General features: G+C 41.2%; 23 protein-coding genes and 5 pseudogenes. 14 read left to right on the top strand and 14 right to left on the bottom strand.

Going from position 1 to position 23593, the window contains the following annotated elements; all coding sequences use genetic code 11:
* Nucleotides 1-151: 151 nt before the first annotated feature.
* The 3 genes from RAM70_RS02675 to RAM70_RS02665 all read left to right on the top strand — a co-directional run bounded on the left by RAM70_RS02675 (nucleotide 152) and on the right by RAM70_RS02665 (nucleotide 2461).
* Complete coding sequence (locus RAM70_RS02675) at nucleotides 152-1213, top strand: ISKra4-like element ISMae42 family transposase (RefSeq protein ID WP_080754230.1); 1062 nt, start codon at nucleotides 152-154, stop codon at nucleotides 1211-1213.
* Between the two features lie 281 nt (nucleotides 1214-1494).
* Nucleotides 1495-1857 (top strand): helix-turn-helix domain-containing protein, encoded by a 363-nt coding sequence (locus tag RAM70_RS02670; protein WP_312672182.1) that lies wholly within the window; start codon nucleotides 1495-1497, stop codon nucleotides 1855-1857.
* Between the two features lie 19 nt (nucleotides 1858-1876).
* Entirely contained in the window at nucleotides 1877-2461 is a 585-nt protein-coding gene (locus tag RAM70_RS02665; protein ID WP_312672180.1) for an IS630 family transposase, read from the top strand.
* Nucleotides 2462-2520: 59 nt separating this feature from the next.
* Here the strand turns inward: RAM70_RS02665 and RAM70_RS02660 are convergent.
* The 3 genes and pseudogenes from RAM70_RS02660 to RAM70_RS02650 form a co-directional block, all read right to left on the bottom strand.
* Nucleotides 2521-2996, bottom strand: a pseudogene (locus RAM70_RS02660) (IS701 family transposase); the annotation flags it as partial.
* Nucleotides 2997-3513: 517 nt separating this feature from the next.
* Nucleotides 3514-3783 (bottom strand): hypothetical protein, encoded by a 270-nt coding sequence (locus tag RAM70_RS02655; protein WP_312672178.1) that lies wholly within the window; start codon nucleotides 3781-3783, stop codon nucleotides 3514-3516.
* Nucleotides 3784-4175: 392 nt separating this feature from the next.
* Nucleotides 4176-4607, bottom strand: a complete 432-nt coding sequence (locus tag RAM70_RS02650) for a hypothetical protein (RefSeq protein WP_312672176.1) — start codon at nucleotides 4605-4607, stop codon at nucleotides 4176-4178.
* Between the two features lie 207 nt (nucleotides 4608-4814).
* On the opposite strand from RAM70_RS02650, the pseudogene RAM70_RS02645 reads away from it, so the two are divergent.
* Nucleotides 4815-6029, top strand: a pseudogene (locus tag RAM70_RS02645) (ISL3 family transposase).
* On the opposite strand, the gene RAM70_RS02640 reads toward RAM70_RS02645, so the two are convergent.
* The 3 genes and pseudogenes from RAM70_RS02640 to RAM70_RS02630 form a co-directional block, all read right to left on the bottom strand.
* Nucleotides 5963-6574 (bottom strand): hypothetical protein, encoded by a 612-nt coding sequence (locus RAM70_RS02640; RefSeq protein ID WP_312672174.1) that lies wholly within the window; start codon nucleotides 6572-6574, stop codon nucleotides 5963-5965. The pseudogene RAM70_RS02645 and the gene RAM70_RS02640 overlap by 67 nt on opposite strands.
* Nucleotides 6575-7099: 525 nt before the next feature.
* Nucleotides 7100-7525: pseudogene (locus tag RAM70_RS02635) on the bottom strand (transposase family protein); the annotation flags it as partial.
* A 101-nt stretch (nucleotides 7526-7626) separates the two neighbouring features.
* Entirely contained in the window at nucleotides 7627-7977 is a 351-nt protein-coding gene (locus RAM70_RS02630) for a helix-turn-helix domain-containing protein (RefSeq protein WP_376750876.1), read from the bottom strand.
* Between the two features lie 231 nt (nucleotides 7978-8208).
* On the opposite strand from RAM70_RS02630, the pseudogene RAM70_RS02625 reads away from it, so the two are divergent.
* Nucleotides 8209-8415, top strand: a pseudogene (locus RAM70_RS02625) (IS1 family transposase); the annotation flags it as partial.
* Here the strand turns inward: RAM70_RS02625 and RAM70_RS02620 are convergent.
* Both RAM70_RS02620 and RAM70_RS02615 read right to left on the bottom strand, forming a co-directional pair.
* On the bottom strand, nucleotides 8400-8777 hold the full coding sequence (locus RAM70_RS02620) for a hypothetical protein (RefSeq protein WP_312672172.1): 378 nt from the start codon (nucleotides 8775-8777) through the stop codon (nucleotides 8400-8402). The pseudogene RAM70_RS02625 and the gene RAM70_RS02620 sit on opposite strands and share 16 nt — an antisense overlap.
* 588 nt (nucleotides 8778-9365) lie before the next feature.
* Nucleotides 9366-9542 (bottom strand): hypothetical protein, encoded by a 177-nt coding sequence (locus RAM70_RS02615; protein ID WP_312672170.1) that lies wholly within the window; start codon nucleotides 9540-9542, stop codon nucleotides 9366-9368.
* A gap of 69 nt (nucleotides 9543-9611) precedes the next feature.
* On the opposite strand from RAM70_RS02615, the gene RAM70_RS02610 reads away from it, so the two are divergent.
* The 3 genes and pseudogenes from RAM70_RS02610 to RAM70_RS02605 all read left to right on the top strand — a co-directional run.
* The gene (locus tag RAM70_RS02610) at nucleotides 9612-9842 is read left to right on the top strand and encodes a hypothetical protein (RefSeq protein ID WP_376750875.1); all 231 of its coding nucleotides are present in this window, start codon (nucleotides 9612-9614) and stop codon (nucleotides 9840-9842) included.
* 2 nt (nucleotides 9843-9844) lie between these two features.
* Nucleotides 9845-10105 (top strand): hypothetical protein, encoded by a 261-nt coding sequence (locus tag RAM70_RS22850; protein ID WP_376750874.1) that lies wholly within the window; start codon nucleotides 9845-9847, stop codon nucleotides 10103-10105.
* A gap of 313 nt (nucleotides 10106-10418) precedes the next feature.
* Nucleotides 10419-10511: pseudogene (locus RAM70_RS02605) on the top strand (response regulator); the annotation flags it as partial.
* Here RAM70_RS02605 and RAM70_RS02600 read toward each other — a convergent pair.
* Nucleotides 10512-10694, bottom strand: a complete 183-nt coding sequence (locus RAM70_RS02600) for a hypothetical protein (protein ID WP_190381875.1) — start codon at nucleotides 10692-10694, stop codon at nucleotides 10512-10514. It abuts the pseudogene before it with no gap.
* 276 nt (nucleotides 10695-10970) lie between these two features.
* Here RAM70_RS02600 and RAM70_RS02595 point away from each other — a divergent pair, with 276 nt between their 5' ends.
* The 4 genes from RAM70_RS02595 (at nucleotide 10971) to RAM70_RS22845 (ending at nucleotide 14977) form a co-directional block, all read left to right on the top strand.
* Nucleotides 10971-12542, top strand: a complete 1572-nt coding sequence (locus tag RAM70_RS02595; protein WP_312672167.1) for a hydantoinase B/oxoprolinase family protein — start codon at nucleotides 10971-10973, stop codon at nucleotides 12540-12542.
* A 154-nt stretch (nucleotides 12543-12696) separates the two neighbouring features.
* Nucleotides 12697-13743, top strand: coding sequence for a tRNA (adenosine(37)-N6)-threonylcarbamoyltransferase complex transferase subunit TsaD (gene tsaD / locus RAM70_RS02590; protein WP_045359418.1), 1047 nt, complete (start codon nucleotides 12697-12699; stop codon nucleotides 13741-13743).
* A gap of 120 nt (nucleotides 13744-13863) precedes the next feature.
* Entirely contained in the window at nucleotides 13864-14745 is an 882-nt protein-coding gene (gene truB, locus RAM70_RS02585; protein WP_045359415.1) for a tRNA pseudouridine(55) synthase TruB, read from the top strand.
* Nucleotides 14746-14770: 25 nt separating this feature from the next.
* Nucleotides 14771-14977, top strand: coding sequence for a hypothetical protein (locus RAM70_RS22845; RefSeq protein WP_376750907.1), 207 nt, complete (start codon nucleotides 14771-14773; stop codon nucleotides 14975-14977).
* 258 nt (nucleotides 14978-15235) lie between these two features.
* Here the strand turns inward: RAM70_RS22845 and RAM70_RS02580 are convergent, their stop codons facing one another.
* The 4 genes from RAM70_RS02580 to RAM70_RS02565 form a co-directional block, all read right to left on the bottom strand.
* Nucleotides 15236-15508 carry a hypothetical protein gene (locus tag RAM70_RS02580; RefSeq protein ID WP_045362989.1) on the bottom strand — a complete coding sequence of 91 codons (273 nt, stop codon included), beginning with the start codon at nucleotides 15506-15508 and terminating at the stop codon, nucleotides 15236-15238.
* 100 nt (nucleotides 15509-15608) lie between these two features.
* The gene (hisC, locus tag RAM70_RS02575) at nucleotides 15609-16655 is read right to left on the bottom strand and encodes a histidinol-phosphate transaminase (RefSeq protein ID WP_045362987.1); all 1047 of its coding nucleotides are present in this window, start codon (nucleotides 16653-16655) and stop codon (nucleotides 15609-15611) included.
* Between the two features lie 91 nt (nucleotides 16656-16746).
* On the bottom strand, nucleotides 16747-17967 hold the full coding sequence (ispG, locus tag RAM70_RS02570) for a (E)-4-hydroxy-3-methylbut-2-enyl-diphosphate synthase (RefSeq protein ID WP_045362985.1): 1221 nt from the start codon (nucleotides 17965-17967) through the stop codon (nucleotides 16747-16749).
* A 34-nt stretch (nucleotides 17968-18001) separates the two neighbouring features.
* Nucleotides 18002-18916, bottom strand: coding sequence for an alpha/beta fold hydrolase (locus RAM70_RS02565; protein ID WP_045362981.1), 915 nt, complete (start codon nucleotides 18914-18916; stop codon nucleotides 18002-18004).
* A 425-nt stretch (nucleotides 18917-19341) separates the two neighbouring features.
* On the opposite strand from RAM70_RS02565, the gene RAM70_RS02560 reads away from it, so the two are divergent.
* Nucleotides 19342-19911, top strand: a complete 570-nt coding sequence (locus tag RAM70_RS02560) for a TIGR04376 family protein (RefSeq protein WP_045362977.1) — start codon at nucleotides 19342-19344, stop codon at nucleotides 19909-19911.
* Between the two features lie 106 nt (nucleotides 19912-20017).
* Nucleotides 20018-21739 (top strand): lysine--tRNA ligase, encoded by a 1722-nt coding sequence (gene lysS / locus RAM70_RS02555; protein ID WP_190381536.1) that lies wholly within the window; start codon nucleotides 20018-20020, stop codon nucleotides 21737-21739.
* Between the two features lie 190 nt (nucleotides 21740-21929).
* Here the strand turns inward: lysS and RAM70_RS02550 are convergent, their stop codons facing one another.
* Nucleotides 21930-23576: a DUF3685 domain-containing protein gene (locus RAM70_RS02550; protein ID WP_190381535.1), complete on the bottom strand. Its 1647-nt coding sequence runs from the start codon at nucleotides 23574-23576 to the stop codon at nucleotides 21930-21932.
* Nucleotides 23577-23593: the final 17 nt, after the last annotated feature.

Raw genomic sequence — 23593 nt, 5'->3', positions numbered from 1 at the left:
AGTTGCCTAAAGATTAATCAAGTCAAGGATAATTTATTCTCAATTATAAAAATTGAGATAGGGAGCAAGTCAAAGCTGAAGAACAAATAAACTACTTGACAAAAGCATCAATTGGGTATGGGATAGAGAAAAGAGTGGGGAAAAGACAAAAATGACTCCAGAGCAACAACAAGAACTTAACCAACATATTCAAGCGATAGCCAAGATTCTTCATCAGGAAGCTGAGGCTGAAAAAATCCAAACTTTAGAGGGAATAGAGACGACAATAAGAGAACAGACCTTAAAATATATAACTCCGAAACTAGGATTTTTTTTTGTCACAAAAACGACAGGAACTCAAGCCGGGAGACCGAGAAAAATAAAAAGCATCATCGGAGAATTATGCCTGACAGAAAAACAAGCAATCCGTTTAAATATTCCTCGTAATAACCAAATTAGTCCTTACTTAGAACGCTGTTGTTTAAGAGCTAGTGCCAATGTTTCTTATGAAAATGCCGCCAGAGATCTTCAATTTTATACAGGGATGAAGGTCTCGGCTAGGACTCAACAACGATTAGTCCATCGCCACCAATTTGCCGAAGAAGAATCAGGAAACCCCGTTCAAGAAATTAGTCTAGATGGAGGAAAAGTGCGCTTAAGAACCGAAACTAAGGGAGAGGCTTGTATCTGGAAAGATTATAAAGCAATCTGTGTTGATACTTTCCTAAGAAAAGCTTGGTTTGGAGAGAATGAATCGTTAATATATTGGGTTAATCAACAACCTTTATCTGACCCCCTTACCTGTTTGGGAGACGGACATCCCGGTATTGGGAAAATTGTGAAAAACTGGGATTGTCCAGGAGAAAAAAGAGAAATACTTGACTGGTTTCATTTGGTAGAAAATCTTCATAAAGTCGGCGGTTCAGTGAAGAGATTGAAAAAAGCAGAAAGTTTATTATGGCAGGGCAAAATTGAGGAAACAATAGCATTAATCTCTCCTTTAAAAAACGAACGAGCTGAAAATTTCTGTCGTTATTTAGAGATTCATCGTCATCGAATTGTTAATTATAATTACTATCAACAAGAAGAGATTTGCTCTATTGCTTCGGGAGCCGTTGAATCCACGGTTAAACAGATTGACCGACGACTGAAAATTTCTGGAGCCCAGTGGAATGAAGAAAATATCCCTCAAGTGCTTAAACACCGCTGTGCTTACCTAAATAACAGTCTTTAGCTATTGAATAGTATTTATGTTCTGACAAAACTGACTTGCTCCCATTGAGATAGTTTGTGCCGCTTAAATAAAGAGGTTTTGATAACCAAATTAAAGCATATCTAACGAGTTTTGAGTTAAAAGTTAAACTTCAAGTTTTTATTCAAGACGAATGTACTGGTTAACTAATTTTTTTGGGAAAATTAGTTAACCGCTCATTATAACATATAGCGGTATGCACTTGCATGAGGTACAATAGAAGAGGACAATAAATTATAGACCTAGGCAGGAGCCACGACCCGATGAAGCCCTATTCTTTAGACTTGCGACAAAAGATCATCGAGACCTACGAGGAGAATAACCTCTCACAACGTGAGTTAGCCAAAAGATTTAGAGTAGCTTTAAGCTTTATCCAGAAACTAATCAAGCAGTGGCGTGAAACAGGAAATCTAAATCCCCGACCGCATGGTGGAGGACAAAAACTCAAGCTTAAGAGCGACGAAATTATCTTGCTGGGCGATTTAGTCCAAGAAAAGAAAGATGCCACCTTAGACGAGTTAAGAAAACAAATTGAGGAAAAAACACAGACGGTGGTGAGTAACTCAACAATCAGTAGAATTTTAAAACGGCTAAATTTAACTCAAAAAAAAAAGCTTACACCCTAGGGAAAGAGACACGGAAAGAGTGCAAAAATTAAGAGAAGAATATTGGGAGAAAATCCGAGATGTTAGAGCGGAAGATTTGGTTTTCGTTGACGAGTCTGGCTCTAATCTAGGGATGACAAGACTTTATGGCAGGGCTGAAAAAGGTCAGAGAGTGTATGATTCAGTTCCGTTAAACCGAGGAAAAAACGTCACGATAATTGGAGCGATAGCGCTCAAAGGCTTGCTGGCTTTTATCAATGTATTTGGAGCCGCAAATGGTTTAATATTTGAAGCATTTATTGCTACATTATTAGTTCCAAACTTGTGGAAAGGAGCTTGTGTATTAATGGATAATGCTTCGATTCATCAAAAAGAAACCCTCGAACCAATTCTTCAAGAAGTCGGTGCTAGACTGGAGTTTTTACCTCCCTATTCTCCCGATTTTTCTCCCATTGAAAACTGTTGGTCGAAAGTGAAAATACTGATTCGTTCTATGTCACCTCGTACCTATGCTGATCTAGAAAAAGCGCTCGTTCAAGCCTTTAGTCAGATTACATTGCGAGACATCCATCACTGGTTTACCCATTGTTGCTATTGCGATACCCCTTTTAAAGAGCCTACCTAGTCATCCATGCTGTACCTCATTCAACTGAAACCCGCTATATAATTAATTTGCAAGAGTTCTAAAGAACTAGCGTGTTGATAAATTTCAATGTCTAGCGGTACACTTTTTTTGCCGTCATAGAGATGAGTAGTTACGGCGACTATTCCGTTGTCTGTGGGAGCCAATTTCTCCCAGGTACTGCCTCCCAACTCCGGCGGTCAGATTGCCGCTTTTTCGATGTCCTAAGTCATCGACAATCAGGGAAAATCCTCGGGGGATTTGCGTCTGGCGGCATTGGTTCATCACTTGCAAGCGACATTCATTTACCTGACGGTCTGACCAAGGCGATTCGGTCAAAAAGTGATGTAATCGGTTATAAACTACTCCGACGGCATTATTGGCCATTTGAGGGAGGTTTTTCCTCTCACTTTCCCCTAATAATCCTCCTAAATATTGTCTGAAGCCGTTTTTTTGCGCTTCGCTCTTGAAGCAATTGTCAAAACGTCCACACCATCGGTCAAAGCAGGGAGGCATCGCTAGGGGTTGTCTCTTTCATCGCCGATTTCTCAACGTAAAGTGCTTACTCTGTAACGATTATACTCGATTAAACCTTTGTTGAGCGTTTAAGTCCCACTAGCTGTTCTATCTTCAAACCTAACTGCGCTACTAGCTGTCTGACGCTGGCGGTCGTTCTCTCCCAATCCTCTGCGCCAATTCCTGGTATCAACCGTAGGTGCTTTTCATCCATGCCCCTTAGATTAGCAGATTTCGTCCCCCCCTGAACGGTTACGTAATGACAGACTTAGTTGATCACCTCAAAGCGCAATCCCTCTCGGAGAAAGGAATTGCACTCTCAGATGTTAGTCACGACTATTGAAAATAGCTATTAACGCGATGTGCAACTAAAAACGACAGAATCAGGGTTCCAGAGGATACTTTATCTCTGCTAATTTCTGAAAGCCTTGTAAATCAAGACTAAAAATATAGTTGCACATCGAGTTATTAGCTATTTTTTCCTGGACTCTAGCCACTATTTTCAGAGATTGCTGTAATGCGGATTCGTTGACATCCGTTTAGGTGGATTGACGGACCAGAAATTGTCGTTGATAGTCTAAAAACTCGCCATGCCATTCCGCAAAACGCCGCTCCCCATCTTTGACTAAAAATTGGCGGTAGGCTTCCGAGGAAATCCAAGGCTTTGTTGGACGTTGTTGGTCCCAACGAGCTTGGTATTCCGCCGTTGATTGACGGCAGTAGTTGTGATAATTTTGGTGCCATTCGCGATAGCGCCGTTCTCCATCCCGCACGAGGGCCTGGCGATAGGCTTCTGAAGATAGGCTCATGGTGTTACTCCTTTTCAAATCCCTTGAGGGCTTGGCCATAATTATAACACAATGCGTGAACTACCCAGCGCTGACCTCTCGTCAAGGTTTCTTTGCTATCTCAACTGCTGGATTTTGTCCCGCTTTGCGTTGCTACCCTTTTCTGCTATCGGTGATTTGAGCGTGAATTTTGGCTACTTTCAGTAGATGGAAAAGTTTGAATAACCAGAGTATTTAGTAACATCTGATACAAAATACTTAGAGAAATTAATTAAGAAAACTTATGTTTAAGAAAAAAGACTATTGCTAAGTAGTCGTGCAAAATTAATTTCCTAGTGAAGATAGGCAAGAGGCACTCTTGCAAGAGGCAAGAGGTGTTTAGATATGTGTAATTAATTTTGCTTAGGTACTTATTAGCCAGAAGGCAAATAGATGGTATCAACAACTTGATAGATTTTATCAACGGCTTGCCTTAAAAACGAGAGCATTTGTTGAAAAGTAAATAACTCTCGATAAATTAAGCGTCCCCCACGTCTCGGAAAACAAACTTTTCGCCATAATAAATTAACCCAAATATTAACAAGAAGAAAGGAAATTCCGATAAATAATAAGCGAATAACTGGCTTTTTATTGGGAGTTTTAAGGCGACAAATATTTTTAATTCTATAGCTAGTCTCAATGCCAAAACGTTGACGATAAGCAGTATGAATATAATCTAGTTTAATAGATGGCAAATAAACTACATAAGCAAAATATTCAATTCCATGCTGGTTTCTTTTGCCTTTTTTGTACTTACAAACTATCCATAAATCAAAAGTTACACAATTATTTTGGTCTTGCCCCATAGTATAAGTAGTTTGATAACTTTTATGGCTCTTCGGTAATTGTTATGCAAATAATTAACTTAAAATAAAATTCGATGATAGTGCTTACGCTCAAAAATAGCTGAAATCTATACAGGGAGAAATTTTAGACACAAACAGGTTAATACCAAAAGATAGACAATTGAGTTAAGATTTAATATAATAGCCAAAAACCAGAGTATTTTACTTATGATACTTGACAAATTTTTGAACCTAGAAGGAACCTCTATTCAAGGCTATCGACACCTAGAAAATGTCGGTATAGTTTGACGAATCGAATCGAAAAAGAAAAAAGCAATCTGTCCTCGTTGTGGGTTAGAGAGCGATAAACTACACCAAAATCATCGACATTTAGTCAAAGATTTACCGCTCTCAGGCCAACCAGTGTACCTACAAGTTAATCGTCGTCAATTTAAGTGCGATAATTGTCAGAAGCCCTTTAGCGAAGAGTTAGATTTTGTCGCCAGTAAACGAACCTATACGAAAAGACTAGCCGAGAATATACTTGAACAATTAAAATCAGGAGATATTTTAAATGTTAGCCGAAGAAATGACGTAACGGAAGAAGAGATTCAAAGAATGCTAGAGGACATCGCTGAAGAAATTACCGAGCCAGATTTATCGGAATTAAAAAGACTAGGAATTGATGAAATCGCTCTAGTGAAGGGACAAAAAAATTACTGTGCAGTTTTAGTAAATTTAGATACGGGAAAACTAATAGCTATTCTGGAGAAGCGAACACAAGAAGAGTTTAAGAAAACCCTTACGGGCTGGGGAAAAGAGGTGTTAGAGCCAATTGAAGAAGTAAGCATAGATCTTTGGTTGTCCTATAAAAATCTGGTAAAAGAATTGATGCCGTCGGCCGAGGTAGTCGCTGATAGATTCCATGTAATGAAACAAATTAATCAAGAGTTAGACGAACAGAGAAGAGCGGAAAAAAGAGCCGTAGAAGCGCGGAAAAATAAAAAACAGAAAGCGGAAAAAGAAGCGAAGCTAGAAGTTTTAAAGCGAAGTAAATATAGCCTGTTAAAAAATGAAGAAGATTTAACGGAACCCCAAAAAATCAAACTAGAAGCTATCAAAAAAACTTGGCTAAATTTGAAAGAGATGCACGAATTAAAGGAAGAATTCAGAAGGATTTACGAAACCTCAAAGAATCCGACAGAGGGAATGCTATCCATCTCGGAATGGTTGGCAAAATCCTCCAGTGTTTTTACCAAGAGTTGTCAAACAATCCGAAACTGGTTTGGAGAAATCATTAGTTATTTCGAGCGAAGGACAACGAATGGATTAGTCGAGGGAATCAACAATAAACTTAAACTAATAAAACGAAGAGGCTATGGCTTTAGAAACTTTCGAAATTTTTGGGTTAGAAGTATGTTGTCTTGGCATCTTGTCTGTTGATTTAGCATAAAGAGTAACGAAGAGCCACTTTTATTTCCTTGAATCAATTGCTTAATTCCCCCTGTTTTACCTCGAATAATTGCTGGCATAATGAAAGGTATTTTCAAAGCTTGTAGCCAACGAATAACAGCAATACTAAAAAAGCCTCGGTCTAAATAAAGAGTTTTAAAATCTATCTTTAGAAGAGAGCCTAATGCTAATAAATAGGTAATAATGGCGACAGTTGTGTCCGTATTCCGAATTCCTCTAATAGCTAAAGTTAATCTTTTTCCTTTTTTAATAAGATATAAGGTCGCATAAGCATAAAATGAGCAAGTTCCCTGTTTAGCCTGACTTCGGTAAATATAAGGTTTTTCGCTATCAGATGGTTCACCATAATAAGGAATTAAATTTAGGTCAATTGCCAACTTAAGCTTTCTTTTTTTGATTCTTGGCAATACCTGACTTTGTAAGGCTAGATTAACTTGGGATTCTAAAGTATCAAAATCATTTATTTTGTCTAAATGATGGCGAATATTTCGACCACAGCTAGAATTTTTAAGCATTTTAGCTGTGTTTTAAATGCTGTCGCAATTGCTGGCCGCCCTGACTAATATTTGATACAAGTCTGAGGCAGTAAATCCCCCCTGAGTTTCGAGAGGAATATGTTGAATTAAACAATCAATTGTTGTTGGTAATGTTTCTGATTCTGTTAGTAAAAATTGGCAGTTTTCGTTAATCAATTTTCAAATTTATTGCTGAAGTTTATTGATTTTATTATAACATTTTTATGTTTTTTTTGAGCGATTTTTTCTTTAATTAGTCAATTTAGATATAGATAACTTTTACTTATCATTGACCAGTGCTTAAGTACATAAATACTAAAAAATACTAATTAGACCTCTTGCAAAAATTTTTTATGGTATAATGGAGGGTTTATCTATTTCGTCTTTGAACTTCTAAATTTATGATCTTTCCACCATTATTTTTCCACAGATACGGTTAATCAACTCTCAATACATTATTCGCACGACAAAGATATCTAGCTTGTTATTCTCAGCTAAATTAAAAGAATATAGTTAGTTTTTTGCTTAGGCTTTTGAACCTAAATCGTTATTGTAAATTCCAGCGATTAAATGACTTCTTAATCCAAATTTATATCGGCGATTTCGATAGGGGTAAGAGAGAATTTTGAAGATTTTTAAACAGCGATTAACATTTTCTACAGCTACTCTTATTCTCCCTAATTCCCGATTATATTTCCTCTGCTCCTCCGAGTAATTCTTTCCTCTTGGTTTCCTAATAGGAATCTCACTTAGTTCATGAATTTTTACAATTCCTTGGTAGCCTTTATCTGCTAATAATTTTATTGTTTTAGGTAATTTTACTTGACTTTTTTGGAATAATTTAAAATCGTGCATTCTTCCTTTTCCATGCCTTAAACACATTATCTTCTTCGTTTTTAAATCAATAATCACCTGCGTCTTCAAAGTATGTTCCTTTTGTTTTCCACTATAAGTAGTCGTGCAAAATTAATTTCCTAGTGAAGATAGGCAAGAGGCACTCTTGCAAGAGGCAAGAGGTGTTTAGATATGTGTAATTAATTTTGCTTAGGTACTTAAAACCCTTTTTGCCCTTTCTTTGGTCTTTCAATAGGACTTTCCATCACATCGATGACTAGAACGGTGTCTGGGTCGGATAATTTTCTTAATTCTTTTTGTCCAGGTAGGGATAATTTTCCCGATTTTATCAATAAGTTTTCGACTTTATGCACAGTTCGACAAACCATCGACTCTGAGACTCCCCACTCGCACCCAATGTGAAAATAAGTCCGATATTCCCGCCAGTATTGAATAGCTATTAAAACCTGATCTTCTGGGATTAATCTACAAGGACGACCCAGCTTATTCTTCTTTTTTTCGTATTCTTTAATGATGTTAACAATCAGATAGAAATTTCGGCGACTCATTCCCGTTAAACGCTTAAATTTCTTTCGACATAACCTATTCGTTTCGGCAAATTTCCTACTCTTATTCTGTTTTTTATCTATTAAGGACAGATTTTAAACAGTATCACCAAAAAACTCTTTTATTACGCTGGCAACACTATCTCATTGTGGCGATCGCTGTCTCGTGAGAGTATTGGCAAAAATAAATAACCCTTTATTATATCACGAAAGACTTTTGCAAGAGGTCTAATATTTATCCCTGACGGGGATCAGATTGTTAGCAAAACTTATAGGACAAGGGTAGAGGTAGAAAATACAAGATTACGTCATTACTTAGCGCGTCTTCATCATCAGACTCTCTGCTATTCAAAATGTGTCAAAATGTTAGAAAATTCCCTACCGCTTCTAATTCATTACCTTAAGTTTAAGGATGTTCCAGTTCCCTACACTTTTGCTTGATTCATCTTTACATCTGACAACGCCGCCACTACCTGTCCGATGGCCGTAGCTGTACTTCCCAGCACAACGATAAAGTTGAAGAGCAGCAACAAGGGAAAAGTGAAGATAACCAGCAACCAAGGCATCTGGCCACTTACTGTTCCCAGACTCATGACCCCGGCACAGCCTAAGGTAGCGATCGCCACTCCTAATAATTTATCTCGGTAACTCACAGACAGGCTACCCAGGAATAAATTAATCAAAAATGCGGCCAGAGCGGGTAAAATGAAGGGCTTGAGATTACCCATCAAGAGGCCGATGAGCAAGGGTAGGGCTATGGCGATCGCTGACTGGATACCATAGAAGAACCTTAGTTTACTCAACTCGGGGTGAATTTTCTTCATGACTGTAAATGGGGGTTGCTGAATAAATCTAAAAACCTTGTTGGATAATATTTTTAGGCTTTTTTGAAATCAAAAACTGCCAGCCCTTGCAGTGATCGGGGGGGAAATTTAGGGACTTTTTCCCTGAAAATTAGGTAATTGACCCCCTGAAAATGGGTAAAACCCTACACCCTACACCCGTTCGGACCTCGGCGTGAGCTTTTGTCGAACGCTGAGCTCACGGCCGAAGCCTACACCCCACACCCCACACCCGTTCGGACCTCGGCGTGAGCTTTTGTCGAACGCTGAGCTCACGGCCGAAGCCTGCCCCCAGGAAAAACTTTTTCAGCAAACCCTAAATAGGATTAGAGATCGCGTTGACAACCAAACCGATAACCACTACTGCCAAGGTGAAGGAAAGAAAAGAGTGAAAGAGGGTCAGGCACCGGACATAAAAAAATACTTTATGCTTCATTTTTGAAACTACCCGGTTGTCGGCAGAGATGTCTGAGCAGACTATTGATACTCTCAATGTTAACCTTAAACCGTATCCCCTCAATATATCGGGGTCAGGAGTTATTCTGGTATTCATGAACAAGCAAAGTGATTGAGAGAAGACTGCTCACGAATAATAGTTGCCAAAGAGGGAATATTACCAAGTTGGGAAATGCGGTCACGAACATACTCAAAAAAGCTGATTCCTAATTTCCGAGTAGTAGCAACAAGGGACATAAAAGGAGTGCATCCCACTTTTGCCATGAGCATAAATACTTAAATCTGGTTTTCTGAGATGGAGCTACACTATGAGTAGATCACCTACATAGTAAGAGACTTATGGATACTGACAAAAAAGCCCAAATTCAAGCTCACGCTCAAGCTATCGCCGCCTTATTGTATGAAGAAACTGACCCGGAACAGGTGAAAACATTAGCAGGGATTGAGGAGGTAGTGCGAAAGCATCTGCTTGAGCATGTCAGTCCAGAGAGCGGGATTTTTTTATGGCCACAAGTAGTGGCACAACGAGTGGCCGCAAACGGAGTATCGATAGCATTATTGGACGATTGAGTGTGAGTGAGAAACAAGCTCAAAAACTGGAGATCAAAGCCTACACCCAATGGAGCCTCTATCTGGAAAAGTGTTGCTTGTTGTTGAGTGCCAATGAGTCGGGTGCATCTCATTTTTGTAAATCTAGCAAGTTGGGATTTTTACGGGGAAACTCTCGGCTAAAATCGGAAGTAATGCCCGATTTTATCACTCAATCCCAGCTTTTGGGGGGTTCTACCCCCCAAACCCCCCGTTGGGGCCGTGGCGCGGCCACTGAGCCTTGACATTGAGCCTTGACATTGAGCCTTGACATTGAGCCTTGACATTGAGCCTTGACATTGAGCCTTGACATTGAGCCTGTCGAAATGTGTCGAAATGTGTCGAAATGTGTCGAAATATGTCGAAATGTGTCGAAGTGCCGCCCCCAAACCCCGGAGCGCATTAGTTTTTCGGTGGGATGCTTACAGGCAGCTGCTGATATATCTGTAATGATTTAAGATTCACTGATAATTGCTGATTGTCGGTATTTCGGCAAATGTGAGATGCACCCGTCTCGCCATTTGTCAAGGGTTTTTAGAAAAAAATCGAGCCGATACTAAAGATATATCTTCCCAAGATCTGATCAAAGCGATCGATGACTTGGGAAAATTAGCACAATCGGACAAACCTCAATTCAGTCGAGTCGGATAGTTAACTAAGTTTTTCTTCAGGAAAAGTTGCTTGAAACTCATCGAGTAACTCATCCAACTCCTCAAGAGCTTGATTGACATCCAATCTCAAACCCCCAATGTCGGGTTGATCGCGCAATTGCAGTAAATAATCGCGTTTATTAGCCATTTGTTTCACTTTATCGATCAAGCTGGTTTTATCCATAATTCACCCTCTGGTACTGACTGCGATTATATATCAGTCAGCCCGTATCAGTAGCTTTCCCGCAAAAATCAAAAATTTTCCGTTAGGTGAAGAGACAGGAAACTCCGAGACAGGAAGAGAAAAAAGACAATATACAACTATAAAATCCATAAAACCTAAAATTATGTCAAATTTATCTAATATTTTCGATATTTTAGCCAGATAGCGGCTCGATAACCTGCTTTTGCAGGGGATATACTAATAACTAATCACTGATCACTGATAACTGACTTTCCTATGTCCCCTCTCAATTCTCACCGCACAGAAATAACTACCGTTGCCGATCCTATTTATCTAGAAATCTTTAAAAATCTCTATCAATTTATTGCCGAAGAAATGGGGATTACTCTGCAAAATACGGCGGCAAGTGTCAATATTAAAGAGCGCCTAGACTTCTCCTGTGCTATCTTTGATGAGATGGGAAATTTAATCGCTAATGCTCCTCATATTCCCGTCCATTTAGGCTCTATGTCCGATAGTGTCAAAAGCTTAATTCAGGATAAAGGCGAGACGATTCTTCCGGGGAACGTTTATCTAGCCAATAATCCTTATAATGGCGGTACTCACCTGCCAGATGTCACAGTAATTAGTCCTATTTTTGACCACCAAAATCAGGAAATATTATTTTATCTTGCCTCCCGGGGACATCAAGCTGATATCGGTGGAATTACCCCCGGTTCTATGCCTCCCCATTCTGTCCATATTAGCGAAGAAGGAATTTTATTCGATAACTTTTTGCTGGTAGCGGCGGGACAGTTTCGGGAACAAGAATTAATTAATCACTTAAGTAATAGTCCTTTTCCTGCGCGCAATATCGCCCAAAATATTGCCGATTTTCAAGCACAAATAGCCGCTAATGCCAAGGGGGAAAGAGAATTACATAATATGGTTAATCGCTACGGATTAGCTATGGTTAAAGCCTATCAACAGTTCGTTCAAGATAATGCGGAATTAGCGGTTAGAAAAGCTATATCTGTCTTAAAAGATGGTGAATTTACCTATTATCTGGATAACGGTGCTGTCATCAAGGTCAGAATTAGCATAGATATTGATAATTGTCAAGCAACCATCGATTTTACTGGCACATCTGACCAGTTAAATAATAATTTTAATGCACCCCTAGCAGTGACAAGAGCGGCGGTTTTATACGTTTTTCGTACCCTTGTGGAGGAGGCAATCCCTTTAAATGCTGGCTGTTTCAAACCCCTCCATTTAATTATCCCATCTGGCTGTTTTCTTAATCCCGTTTATCCGGCGGCCGTAGTAGCAGGAAATGTAGAAACTTCCCAGGCAATAGTTAATGCTTTATACGGTGCTTTAGGCATTCAAGCAGCCAGCCAAGGGACGATGAATAATTTCACTTTTGGCAATCAAGAATATCAATATTATGAGACTATTTGTGGCGGTTCTGGTGCGGGGGCAAATTTTGCGGGAACCGCTGCCGTGCAAACCCAGATGACTAATTCCCGTCTCACCGATCCAGAAGTATTAGAAATGCGCTATCCTGTGTTAGTAGAAAGTTTTAGCATTCGCCACGATAGTGGCGGTAAGGGACAATATTCTGGAGGTGATGGTGTGATTAGAAGAATTAAATTTCAAGAGGCTATGACCGCCAATATTCTGTCGGGGAATCGCCTGATTACCCCCTTTGGACTGGCGGGAGGAAAAGCTGGTAAAATAGGACGTAATGCCGTGGAAAGAAACGATGGAACTATCGAAGAATTGCCCGGTACTGCGACTGTAGAAATGAACCCTGGTGATATTTTTATTATTGAAACCCCCGGCGGTGGTGGCTATGGAAATTGCTGAACGATAACTTTAATTAAGTACCTAAGCAAAATTAATTACACATATCTAACTACCGATTGCCTTTTACCTATTGCCTACTGCCTATTGCCTATTGCCTATTGCCTATTGCCTATCCTAACCAAAAAGTTAATTTTGTCCTATTACTGATTAATTCATGACAATTATCTTAGCGATCGAAACCAGTTGCGATGAAACGGCTGTGGCTATTGTTAACAATAACCTGGTGTTGAGTAGTGTGGTTTCTTCTCAAATTGATCTCCATCGTCTCTATGGCGGTGTCGTGCCAGAAATAGCCTCGCGACAACACCTAGAAACCATTAATTTTTGTCTAGAAAAAGCTTGGCAAGAAACGGGGTTAAATTGGTCAGAAATTGATGGAATAGCCGCCACAGTTGCCCCCGGTTTAGTAGGTGCTTTAATGGTGGGAATGACGGCGGCCAAAACCCTGGCTATTGTCCACGATAAACCCTTTATCGGCATTCATCATCTCGAAGGTCATATCTATGCTTCCTATCTCGCTGAACCCGATCTTAAACCCCCTTTTTTATCTCTTTTAGTCTCTGGGGGTCATACCAGTTTAATCCATGTGCAGGCCTGCGGTAAATATCAACAATTAGGAACCACTAGAGATGATGCAGCCGGAGAAGCTTTTGATAAAGTGGCACGATTATTAAACTTAAGTTATCCGGGTGGTCCGATAATTGATCGCATGGCTAAAGATGGTAATCCCCAAGCTTTTCCCTTACCTGAAGGTAAAATATCTTTACCAACCGGCGGTTTTCATGCCTACGATTCCAGTTTTAGCGGTTTAAAAACTGCTGTTTTGCGCTTAGTAGAGAAATTCGAGCCAGATAATTTACCTGTAGCTGATATAGCCGCCAGTTTTCAAGATACAGTAGCCAGAAGTTTAACCCGTCGGACAATCAATTGTGCCTTAGATTATGGCTTAAACACTATTGCGATCGGGGGAGGAGTGGCGGCCAATAGTGCCTTAAGAAATCATCTGGAAACTGCCGCCAAAAATCATCATTTAACCGTCTATTTTCCGCCGCTTAAACTTTGTACCGATAACGCCGCTATGATTGCTCGCGCTGCTGTTGATCATTATGATCTTGGTCATTTTTCTGACCTTTCCCTCGGTGTTCGTTCCCGTTTACCTTTAAGCGAAGTTATGCAATTATATAATACGTCAGATTTTTAGCTATCAGCCGTCAGTATTCAGAATTGAGGAGATTGCTTTTATCTATTCTCCCCGTCTCCTGTCTCGGAGTCTCCTGACGACCGTCTCGACTAGGAAATTAATTTTGCACGACTACTTAAAATGTTTGGCTTTTTAAATCTCAATAAACCCCCCGATTGGACTTCTCACGATTGTGTGGCCAAAGTCCGAAAAATTCTTAAGACTAAACGAGTCGGTCATGGGGGAACTTTAGATCCTATGGCTACGGGAGTTTTACCGATCGCCGTCGGGTCCGCCACCCGATTACTGCCCTATTTACCCGAAAATAAGGCTTATCGGGCAAAAATCCAGTTAGGACTCAGCACCGATACCGATGATATTACGGGAAAAGCGATCGCTACTTGTCCCTGTGCCGATTTAACTTTAGAGGCAGTTAAGCCCCATTTAGCGGAATTTATTGGCAATATTGCCCAGATTCCGCCAATGTATAGTGCTATTCACCAGGATGGTCGCCGTCTCTACGAATTGGCTCGCAAAGGGGAAATAATCGCAGTGGAGCCTCGTCAGGTCAAAATTGACCAAATTACGGTTTTAGGCTGGTTAGAGGGCGAATTTCCGCAAATAGAGCTAGATATTCACTGTGGATCGGGGACTTATATTCGTTCCCTGGCCAGAGATTTGGGCAAGGTGTTAGCTGTGGGTGGCACTTTAGCCAGTTTAACTCGCACGGAAAGCTGTGGTTTTCAATTAGCTGATAGTATTAATCTGGAAGCTTTAATGGCTAATTCTGAGGGTTTAATTTCGCCTCGCATTGCCTTGGCGCATCTAGACTGGATTTCTTTGACACCAGAGAGAGTTATCGATTGGTTTCACGGCAGAAAAATTAATCTAACCGATACAAATGTTATGATCGGTTCTCTGGTTGCTGTGGAGTCTTTAGAGGCTCAATTTCTCGGCATTGGTGAGATAGTTGTCCGAGAAGATGAATACTACCTACAGCCTAAAATAGTTATTCAGCAATAGGGTTAATAATAAACACTTTTTCTATATCTTAAGTAGGGTTTGCGGCAAAAAGCTTTTCGGTGGTGGCAGGGTGTGGGGTGTGGGGTGTGGGGTGTGGGGTTTTATCGATTTTCAGGTGGTCAACTACCTAATTTTCAGGGAAAAAGTCCCGGAATTTTCCCCCCGATCCCCGCAATGGCTGGCACTTTTTGAGGGAAAAAAGTCCAAAAGTCTTATCCAACAAGGTTTTTAGATTTATTCAGCAGACCCTAAGTATGCTTATCTGGACAAACTAAGCTTTTTTATCAACAGTAGGCCTCTTGCATAATTAATTTTTCATGGTTCAAAAACGGCAAAAATAAGGATTAAATGGCATAAAATCTGTAAAGAGACCATTTAATTGATTATGATTCATTCTTAATTCTCCTGACTACTGACTACTGACTCCTGACTCCGTTCGGACTTCGGCGTGAGATCAGTCGAACGCTGATCTCACGGCCGAAGCCTAACCCTAACAACAATTTTTGATTTTTACAAGAGGTCTAGTATAAACCCACTGATTATGATTTTTTTTGCCCACGATTTTTTTAGAAGCGACCAAAGATTTTAGACAAAGATTGAGCATAGAAACGGGACGATTTAAGCGTTGGCTCAATTCTTGAACTGTGATTCCTTGGGGATAAAATTGCATAAGTTCAAAAATTTGTGCGCTAGTATTTAATCCTTTTGTGGGACTAATAATCTTGATAGCCAAGGCTAGTAATCGGGAGAAACGACAGGCCATTAGACCCTTGTTTGTCGCTGCTTTGTTCCGATCAATCTAGCCTTTTTTTGAGAAGTTATTAGGGGTTAAAGTGTTAATAAAATCTTGACGGAAATAGAGATTAATTTGTTCCCATAATCTCTTGAATAGCAGATAAAAGGCGATCAATCTCCTCATCAGTGCCGATAGAAATCCGTACATAATTCTGAATGCGAGGATGTTTAAAATATCGCACTAATATCTGACGCTCTTTGAGTTGAGTATATAACTCACTGGCACTAATCTGGGGGGGAGAAGCGAGGATAAAATTAGCTTCCGAGTCAAAGACAATAAATCCCAACTCGCGCAAAGAAGTAATTAAACGGCTGCGGGTTTGACGGACTTTTTGCCAAACTTCCTCAAAATAATTATGGTGTTTTAAAGCTGCTGTGGCTAAAGTTTGAGCGATGCGATCTAAATTATAGGAATCACGCACCTTATCCATCTGTTCGATAATTGCCCTGGAAGCAAAACCGAAACCGACTCTTAACCCCGCTAAACTATAACTTTTCGACATGGTGCGACTAATGATGACATTATCGTAACGGGAGAGAAAATCAAGATGATTGTCATCACTAAAATCCACATAAGCTTCATCAATTAATACCACTCCCGACGCATTAGCACAGGTTGCTTCTAAATAGTCGCGATCAAGATGTTTACCGAGGGGAGGATTAGGAGAAGCGAGAAAAATTAATTTCGCTTCCGGACAAATAATCGGTCCTGCTAATTCAAATTGATCATTAGTGGGAAATTCGATAATATTTGCCCCGTGTACCCGGGCAATTGTCTCGTAAAGGGAATAGGTTAAATCCAAAAAAGCAACGCTTTCGCAGGGGTTAACAAAGGTACGCAGGGCGATATTAAGGATATCATCAGACCCATTACCCGCGATAATGCGATCGGCTGTTATGCCGTATAATTCCGCCGCCGTTTGCCGTAACTCTTTGGAGATAGGATCGGGATAGAGTCGGACTTTCTCTAATTGCTCTTGCAGGTGGGCAAAAATTTCCGCCGGTGGGGGATAGGGATTCTCATTGGTGTTAAGTTTGGTAAATCCCGCGCTTTGGGGCTGTTCTCCCGGAGTGTAAGCGGGGGTTTGACGAACACAATCGCGTGTGGGTAGCATGAACTCTCTGGAGCGGCAATTTCTAGCAAGCTTTTTATTATAGCTGATTATCAGGGGTTGAACAGATATCAACCCCTACCGGTAAAACTAATTAAGGTTCTACCCAACGGCCATCGGCTTTAATTAAATTAATCAACTCGGTGACACCTTCACTTTCGGGGACGCGTTTAATTTCCTCGCGACCGCGATAAAGGGCAATATAACCGGCCTGTTTGCCCACATAACCATAGTCTGCGTCGGCCATTTCTCCAGGTCCATTGACAATACAACCCATAACGGCGATATCGAGTCCAGTCAGGTGTTTAGTCGCTGCGCGCACTTGCTGGAGGACATCTTCTAAATTAAAAAGAGTGCGACCACAGGAAGGACAGGCAACGTATTCGACCATGGTTTTCCGCAGTCCTAGGGCCTGGAGAATACTGTAACAGACGGGAATTTCCTTTTCGGGAGCTTCCGTCAGAGAAACGCGAATTGTATCACCGATACCGTCCGCTAAGAGAGTGGCAATCCCGGCAGTGGATTTAATTCGTCCGTATTCCCCATCTCCTGCCTCAGTAACCCCCAAATGTAGGGGATAATCCATCCCTAACTCGTCCATGCGCTTAACCATGAGACGATAGGCGGCCACCATCACCGGCACGCGGGAAGCTTTCAGGGAAATGACCAGATTGCGAAAATCGAGGGATTCGCAGATGCGGATAAATTCTAAAGCCGACTGTACCATTCCTTCGGGGGTGTCGCCGTAGGTAAAGAGCATTCTTTCGGCCAGAGAACCGTGGTTAACGCCGATTCGCATCGCTTTGTCTTGATCTCGCAGGGAAATCACTAAAGGTTTCAGGGTTTCGGCTATTTTTTCGCCAATTTCATCAAATTCTGCTTGACTATACTCGCTGCGGTCGGCTTTCGGTTTCTCGAAAACGTACAAACCGGGGTTAATCCGCACTTTATCGACGTGTTTGGCCACTTCTAGGGCGATTTTCATGCCGTTGTGATGCACATCGGCTACTAAAGGCACAGGTTGATAGGTGGCCAGCAGTTTTTCCCTAATTTTAGCCAAAGCGGCCGCGTGGGCTAGACTCGGCACGGTGACGCGGACAATTTCACAACCGATTTCATGGAGGCGACGGATACCGGCCACGGAACCATCTATATCAAGGGTATCCTCGTTAATCATCGACTGCACGACCACGGGATAACCACCACCGATGGTAACGCTACCTACCTGGACGGGACGGGTTTTGCGTCGGTGAATCGTGGTGTCGAATTCGGAGGCAGTTGCGGGAGGGTTGAGCGTCGATTCCAAGGTTTGCATAGGACTATCACCAACAATCACTCTCCCTATTCTCTCAAAGAACAGGAACAGATTCTAGCCACTCTAATAAAATTGGGTTAAAACGGTCAGGACATTCATCCTGTAAACAATGACCGGCCCGTTCAAATTCTACATATTTAATCCTAGGATTAAGGGAGACAAAACCTGGAGCTAACTGGACGGGAACCATGCGATCTTGCTTGCCCCAACATAATAAAATCGGGATTTGTAAGCGTGGTAAAATTAACTTTGCTGGTGGACAATATTCGGGATGATTGACAGCTTGTGCTAGGGAAATAAAGGCCTCGGCTGCCCCCTCATCTAGGGTTGGGGCGGCGATAATTTGTACTAATTCCTCGCTGACTGCTTTCTTGTCTTCGTAGGCGATTCCTGTCCATTTTTTCAAGACTTGCGGACGACGCAGATAGTAAAAAATCGGTTTTAATAGCCAAGGAGAAGTGAAAAAGTTTTCGATGGGAGTGACGATATTTAATAACCAATCGGCGATCATTTCCCGCCGACGGCTGACATCGGGTAAACTGAGCATAACTAATCCGGCTACCATTTCTGGGTATTTACCCCCTAGGGCCATACTAACTAAAGAACCGATCGAATTTCCCACTAATACCACCGGTCTATTGATAAAAGTTTGCCAGAAATCGTGTATCTGTTCCACCCAGAGATTAACGGTATAGGGAACCTGCACTTTGCGCGAACCACCAAAACCTAATAAATCTACCGCGTAAACTCGATGATTTTGGCTGAGAATAGGAATATTATGGCGCCAATGTTCGATCGCCGCTCCAAATCCGTGCAGTAAAATTAAAGGGGGATTATCGGCATCTTGGGGGTTTTTTGCCGGCATAAAACTATAACGAATTTGCCAACCGCGCCACACCCAATCCCGTTGATAACCGATGCGTTCTGTCCAAGCTGGTGAAGTTGTCACTTAAGTCAAACAATTAAGAGGGTTTCAGGAAATATCACTCTAGTTTTATTATACTGGTTTCCCCGTCCCTAACCCGCAGCCGAATAACATCTTTGTACTACTTTTCCCACATATATTTAGGGTTTGCTGAATAAATCTAAAAACCTTGTTGGGTAAACCTTTTAGACTTTTTGTCAATCAAAAAGTACCAGGCATGGGAGTGATCAGGGGGAAAATTCAGGTACTTTTTCCCTGAAAATTAGGTAATTGGCCACTTCAAAACCGGTAAAACCCCACACCCCACACCCCACACCCCACACCCTGCCACCACCGAAAAACTTTTTCAGCAGACCCTATTTAAATCTAGGGTTGATCTAGCCTATGCTAAAAAGAGGGGGATTAAAATCGCTCCTAAACTTTAATGGCAAAATTAGGATATTGCACAGATGGGCAATCTATTTGATGATGTCAGTCGCTTTCTTGAAACCCAACTGGAAGAATTTCTCAGAAGTCATCCCCAATTAGAATTACAGGCGCTGGTGGAACAACTGCGCGAACAGGAGCGCGATACTGCTAAACTGATTAGCGCCCTAGAAAATGAGCGTCAACGTCTCGAACAGCAAATTTTGGCCACTGCCCAAGATATCCAAACTTGGCACGCTAGAATTGATAAGGCTAAGGCCGCTGGACGGCAGGACTTGCTGAAGGCTGCTAGTGAACGCGAGGCAGCCCTCTTCCGTGAGGGTAATCAACTTTGGGGACGGATGGAAGGGGTGAAAAAACGTCTGACTCAATCCCAAGAGTTACTGCAACAGATCCAACAACGTCGTCAAGAAGTGCAAATTAAAGCCGAAAAAGCCCCTAAAAATCAGTCGCGTGACTGGGAAACCACTTTTTGGGATCAACCCCAAGAATCGGACTATCAGCGCTCGAACTACGATAATCTCGATCTAAAATTTAAAGAATGGGAAATGGAAGAAGAATTGAAAAAATTAAAGCGAGAAATGGGACGATAATTTTTCAGTGAGCAGTGAACAGTAAACAGTAAACTGATAACTCACATCTGATAACTGAAATCCCCAACAACTAAAAATTTCCCAGAATTGTTCCTCTTAGAAAACGATGGCATCTCAAGCACAAAATCCTGAAAATCACCCCTCCTCTACCCTCGAAGAAATCCGGGCCGCTCGTTTAGAAAAAGTGGCAGGATTGCAAAAAGCTGGCTTAAATCCCTACGCTTACCAGTGGAAATCCACTGCTCACGCTCAACAATTACAAGAGCAGTACGCTGACTTAGCACCGGGGGAAGAAATTAGCGCTGAAGTAGCAATTGCTGGTCGGATTATTGCCCGAAGAATTATGGGTAAACTAGCCTTTTTTAACCTGCAAGATGAAACGGGAACGATTCAATTATACCTCGATAAAAAACGCATTAGTGAAACCATGGCCGCTGTGCCGAATGCCTTTAACACGGTGATTAAACTAACCGATACGGGGGATATTTTAGGAGCAAAAGGCACAATTAAACGCACAGAACGCGGGGAATTATCTATCTATGTAAACGAGTACGAAATTCTCACCAAATCCCTCTTACCTCTCCCGGATAAATGGCACGGTTTAACCGATGTAGAAAAACGTTATCGACAAAGATATGTGGATTTAATTGTTAATCCCGAAGTGCGACAAACTTTTCGCCGTCGCGCCCAAATTACCGCTGCCATTCGCAGATATTTAGACCAAGAAGGTTTTATTGAAATTGAAACTCCCGTGCTACAAAGTGAAGCGGGAGGAGCCGATGCTAGACCGTTTATCACCTATCATAATACGCTGGAGATGGAGTTATATCTCCGCATTGCCACCGAGTTACATCTAAAAAGATTAATAGTGGGTGGTTTTGAAAAAGTCTTCGAGTTAGGCAGAATTTTTCGCAATGAAGGGGTTTCTACTAAACACAACCCCGAGTTTACTTCCATCGAAATCTATCAGGCCTATGCCGATTATTATGACATGATGGAGTTAACCGAAAACATTATTGTTAATGCCGCACAAGATGTTTTAGGTACGCTGAAAATCACCTATCAAGACAGGGAAATTGACCTAACTCCTCCTTGGCGACGAGTGACCATGCACGAATTAGTCCAAGAAATAACCGGGGTTGACTTGAATAGTTTTGAGGATTTCGAGTCGGCTCGTATTGCCGCAGAAAATGCCGGCATTGGCGTTCCAGAGGACTGTAAAACCATCGGTAAGCTCCTAAATGAAGCTTTTGAACAAAAAGTCGAAGAAACCCTAATACAGCCCACTTTTGTGCTAGATTTTCCCGTGGAAATTTCGCCTTTAGCTAAACCTCATCGCTCAAAAACTGACCTCGTAGAAAGATTTGAATTATATGTGGTTGGACGGGAATTAGCTAATAGTTTTTCTGAGTTAACCGATCCCATCGATCAACGGCAAAGATTAGAAGCACAGGCACTCAAAAAAGCGGCTGGAGATTTGGAAGCGCAGGGAGTTGATGAGGACTTTTTAACCGCTTTAGAATACGGAATGCCCCCCACGGGAGGCTTAGGAATTGGCATCGATCGCCTGATCATGTTATTAACTGATTCTGCCAGTATTCGCGATGTGATTGCTTTCCCCTTATTAAAAAGTCAAAGTACAGCGATTAAATCTTTTGACTACGATGAGGAAAAAAAAATTCTGAAAGTGGAATTTAATCACGGTGGTATCTATCTTTATCATGATCTACCTTTGGCAGTATATAAAGATTTTCAGTCTGCACCATCGAAAGGACAGTTTTTTGTCGGACAAATTCGCGATAAATACAGTTTTGACAAGGAATTGTAAAAGTTAGGGTCACTTCAGTTAAGTAGATAGGTGTTAAAAGTTGTCAGACACCCCCCTTATCAAGGGGCAGGGTAGGGTTGATTCATGAATCAACCCTACTATGAATCAACCCTAGGGGCAGTGGGGATCAGAGGCAAAATCCATCTTCAATTTAATTATAACTACTTACTTATCAGTTATCAGTTATAATTCATGATCCCTTTTTACCTTTGACTTCCTGCCAAGTGTTACCGACTCCCTGTAAAACCCCGCGAATTACTAACCCAATACCCCTACCGATAACTTGGATAAGGATATAGACTACTCCCTTACCCACCACCCGAAAAAAAGCGCGCAAACGAGGGGATAAAGAGTCTCTTAATTCTAAGGCGATCGAAACTAACCAGGGTATGCCTGTTAAACTGTTTAATTCTTCCTGTCGGGGGGAATAAATGGCCAGAGATTTGATTTGTCCCTCGCTATAGTGAAATAATTGATATTGACTTTCAAAGATATCTTTGGGTTCTTGCCAGTATTGTTGCCGTCGGTATTTCCAAGATAATTCATTGCGGATTTTAGCTAATTTTCTGGCGATGAGAAATTCTGAACGGTAAAGTTTTTGTTTGACTCTTTCGGCTTCCGAGAAGTTATTGAGAATAATTACTGTCACTGCATTGGCAAGATTATGAATGAGATTTTGCAGGAGAATTTCGGCTCTGGCGATGGTTTCAGGAGCATTAGCCCGGTATCCTACTCCGTCAATAGTTAGACTATTTTCGTACACTAAATAGGAAAATAAGTCAAGAGCAAAAGGAATTTTATTGAGGATTTCTGTTTGAATTGCCTCTCTTTCTTCCAGAATAATTTCGTTAAGTCTGCCTTTACTAATTTCCTCATAAACCGAGGCATTAATTTCTAAAAATTTACGCGTAACTTTCTCCCAGATATCGTAAATAATCAGATTTAAGCGACTGGTTAATTCGCCGCTAGTAACCTGTAAATATCTCATTTCATCGACATTTTTACGAATTTCATCGAGAACTAAATACAATAATTCCCGTTGCCGATTATCCTGTAAAACATCAATTTCAAAACTAATCTTGGTTCTATTAATTAAAGGCGATCGAATGACTGCTAAAGTGGACTCAAAAACCGCCGAAACACAGAGGGGACGCTCGCGGCTTAAAATTGGTAATTCTCGATCGATATTGTTAATTATTACTGGGGGTGTCACTGCAGCTGAATTGTAAGAGCTACCTTCCAGGGGAATTAGTTTTCTGACTAGCCATAGGGCTGCTAAAAGTTCTCGTTTTCTCCCCTGCCAATAAAAGCGATCAAAGCCGGATAAAGACTGTTGATTGAGATGGAGATCAATTAAATGTAATTCACTTTCGATGCGATTTAATCCCGTTCTTCCGGCAGTGATTAACCAATGACTAGGGGCTAAACTTGCACGGGTAGCAATGGTGAGAGGAGAAGGGGCAACATCGTGGGATTCATCCCGGGAAATTTGCCCTAAAATAGTGATAAATTGTTCTAGGTTTGTGCCTTTGGGAATATAACCAGCGATGCCTAATTCTCTGGCGATTAGTTGCTGTCGGGAATCGAGAGGAAAGGTTAATAAAACAATTTTACTTTCGGGATAGCGAGAGTGGAGAATTTCACAGTAGGACCAATCAAAGAGAGGATCGATAATAATAATTTCGGGGGAGGGATTCAGAGTCAAAGCGAAAATTGTTTCTAAATCCCCTTCGGTGACGATACTAATATTTTCTATCTGCGACAAGGCCTGCACCAGACCCAAGCGGAAAATCGGGTCATTATCGATGATAATTAGGGTGAGAGGGCGATCGATCACAAGAGTTGCAGCCTGTC

This window comes from Microcystis wesenbergii NRERC-220 (genome assembly GCF_032027425.1).
GTDB lineage: Bacteria > Cyanobacteriota > Cyanobacteriia > Cyanobacteriales > Microcystaceae > Microcystis > Microcystis wesenbergii_A.
This window is presented reverse-complemented; position numbering and strand designations above follow the sequence as displayed.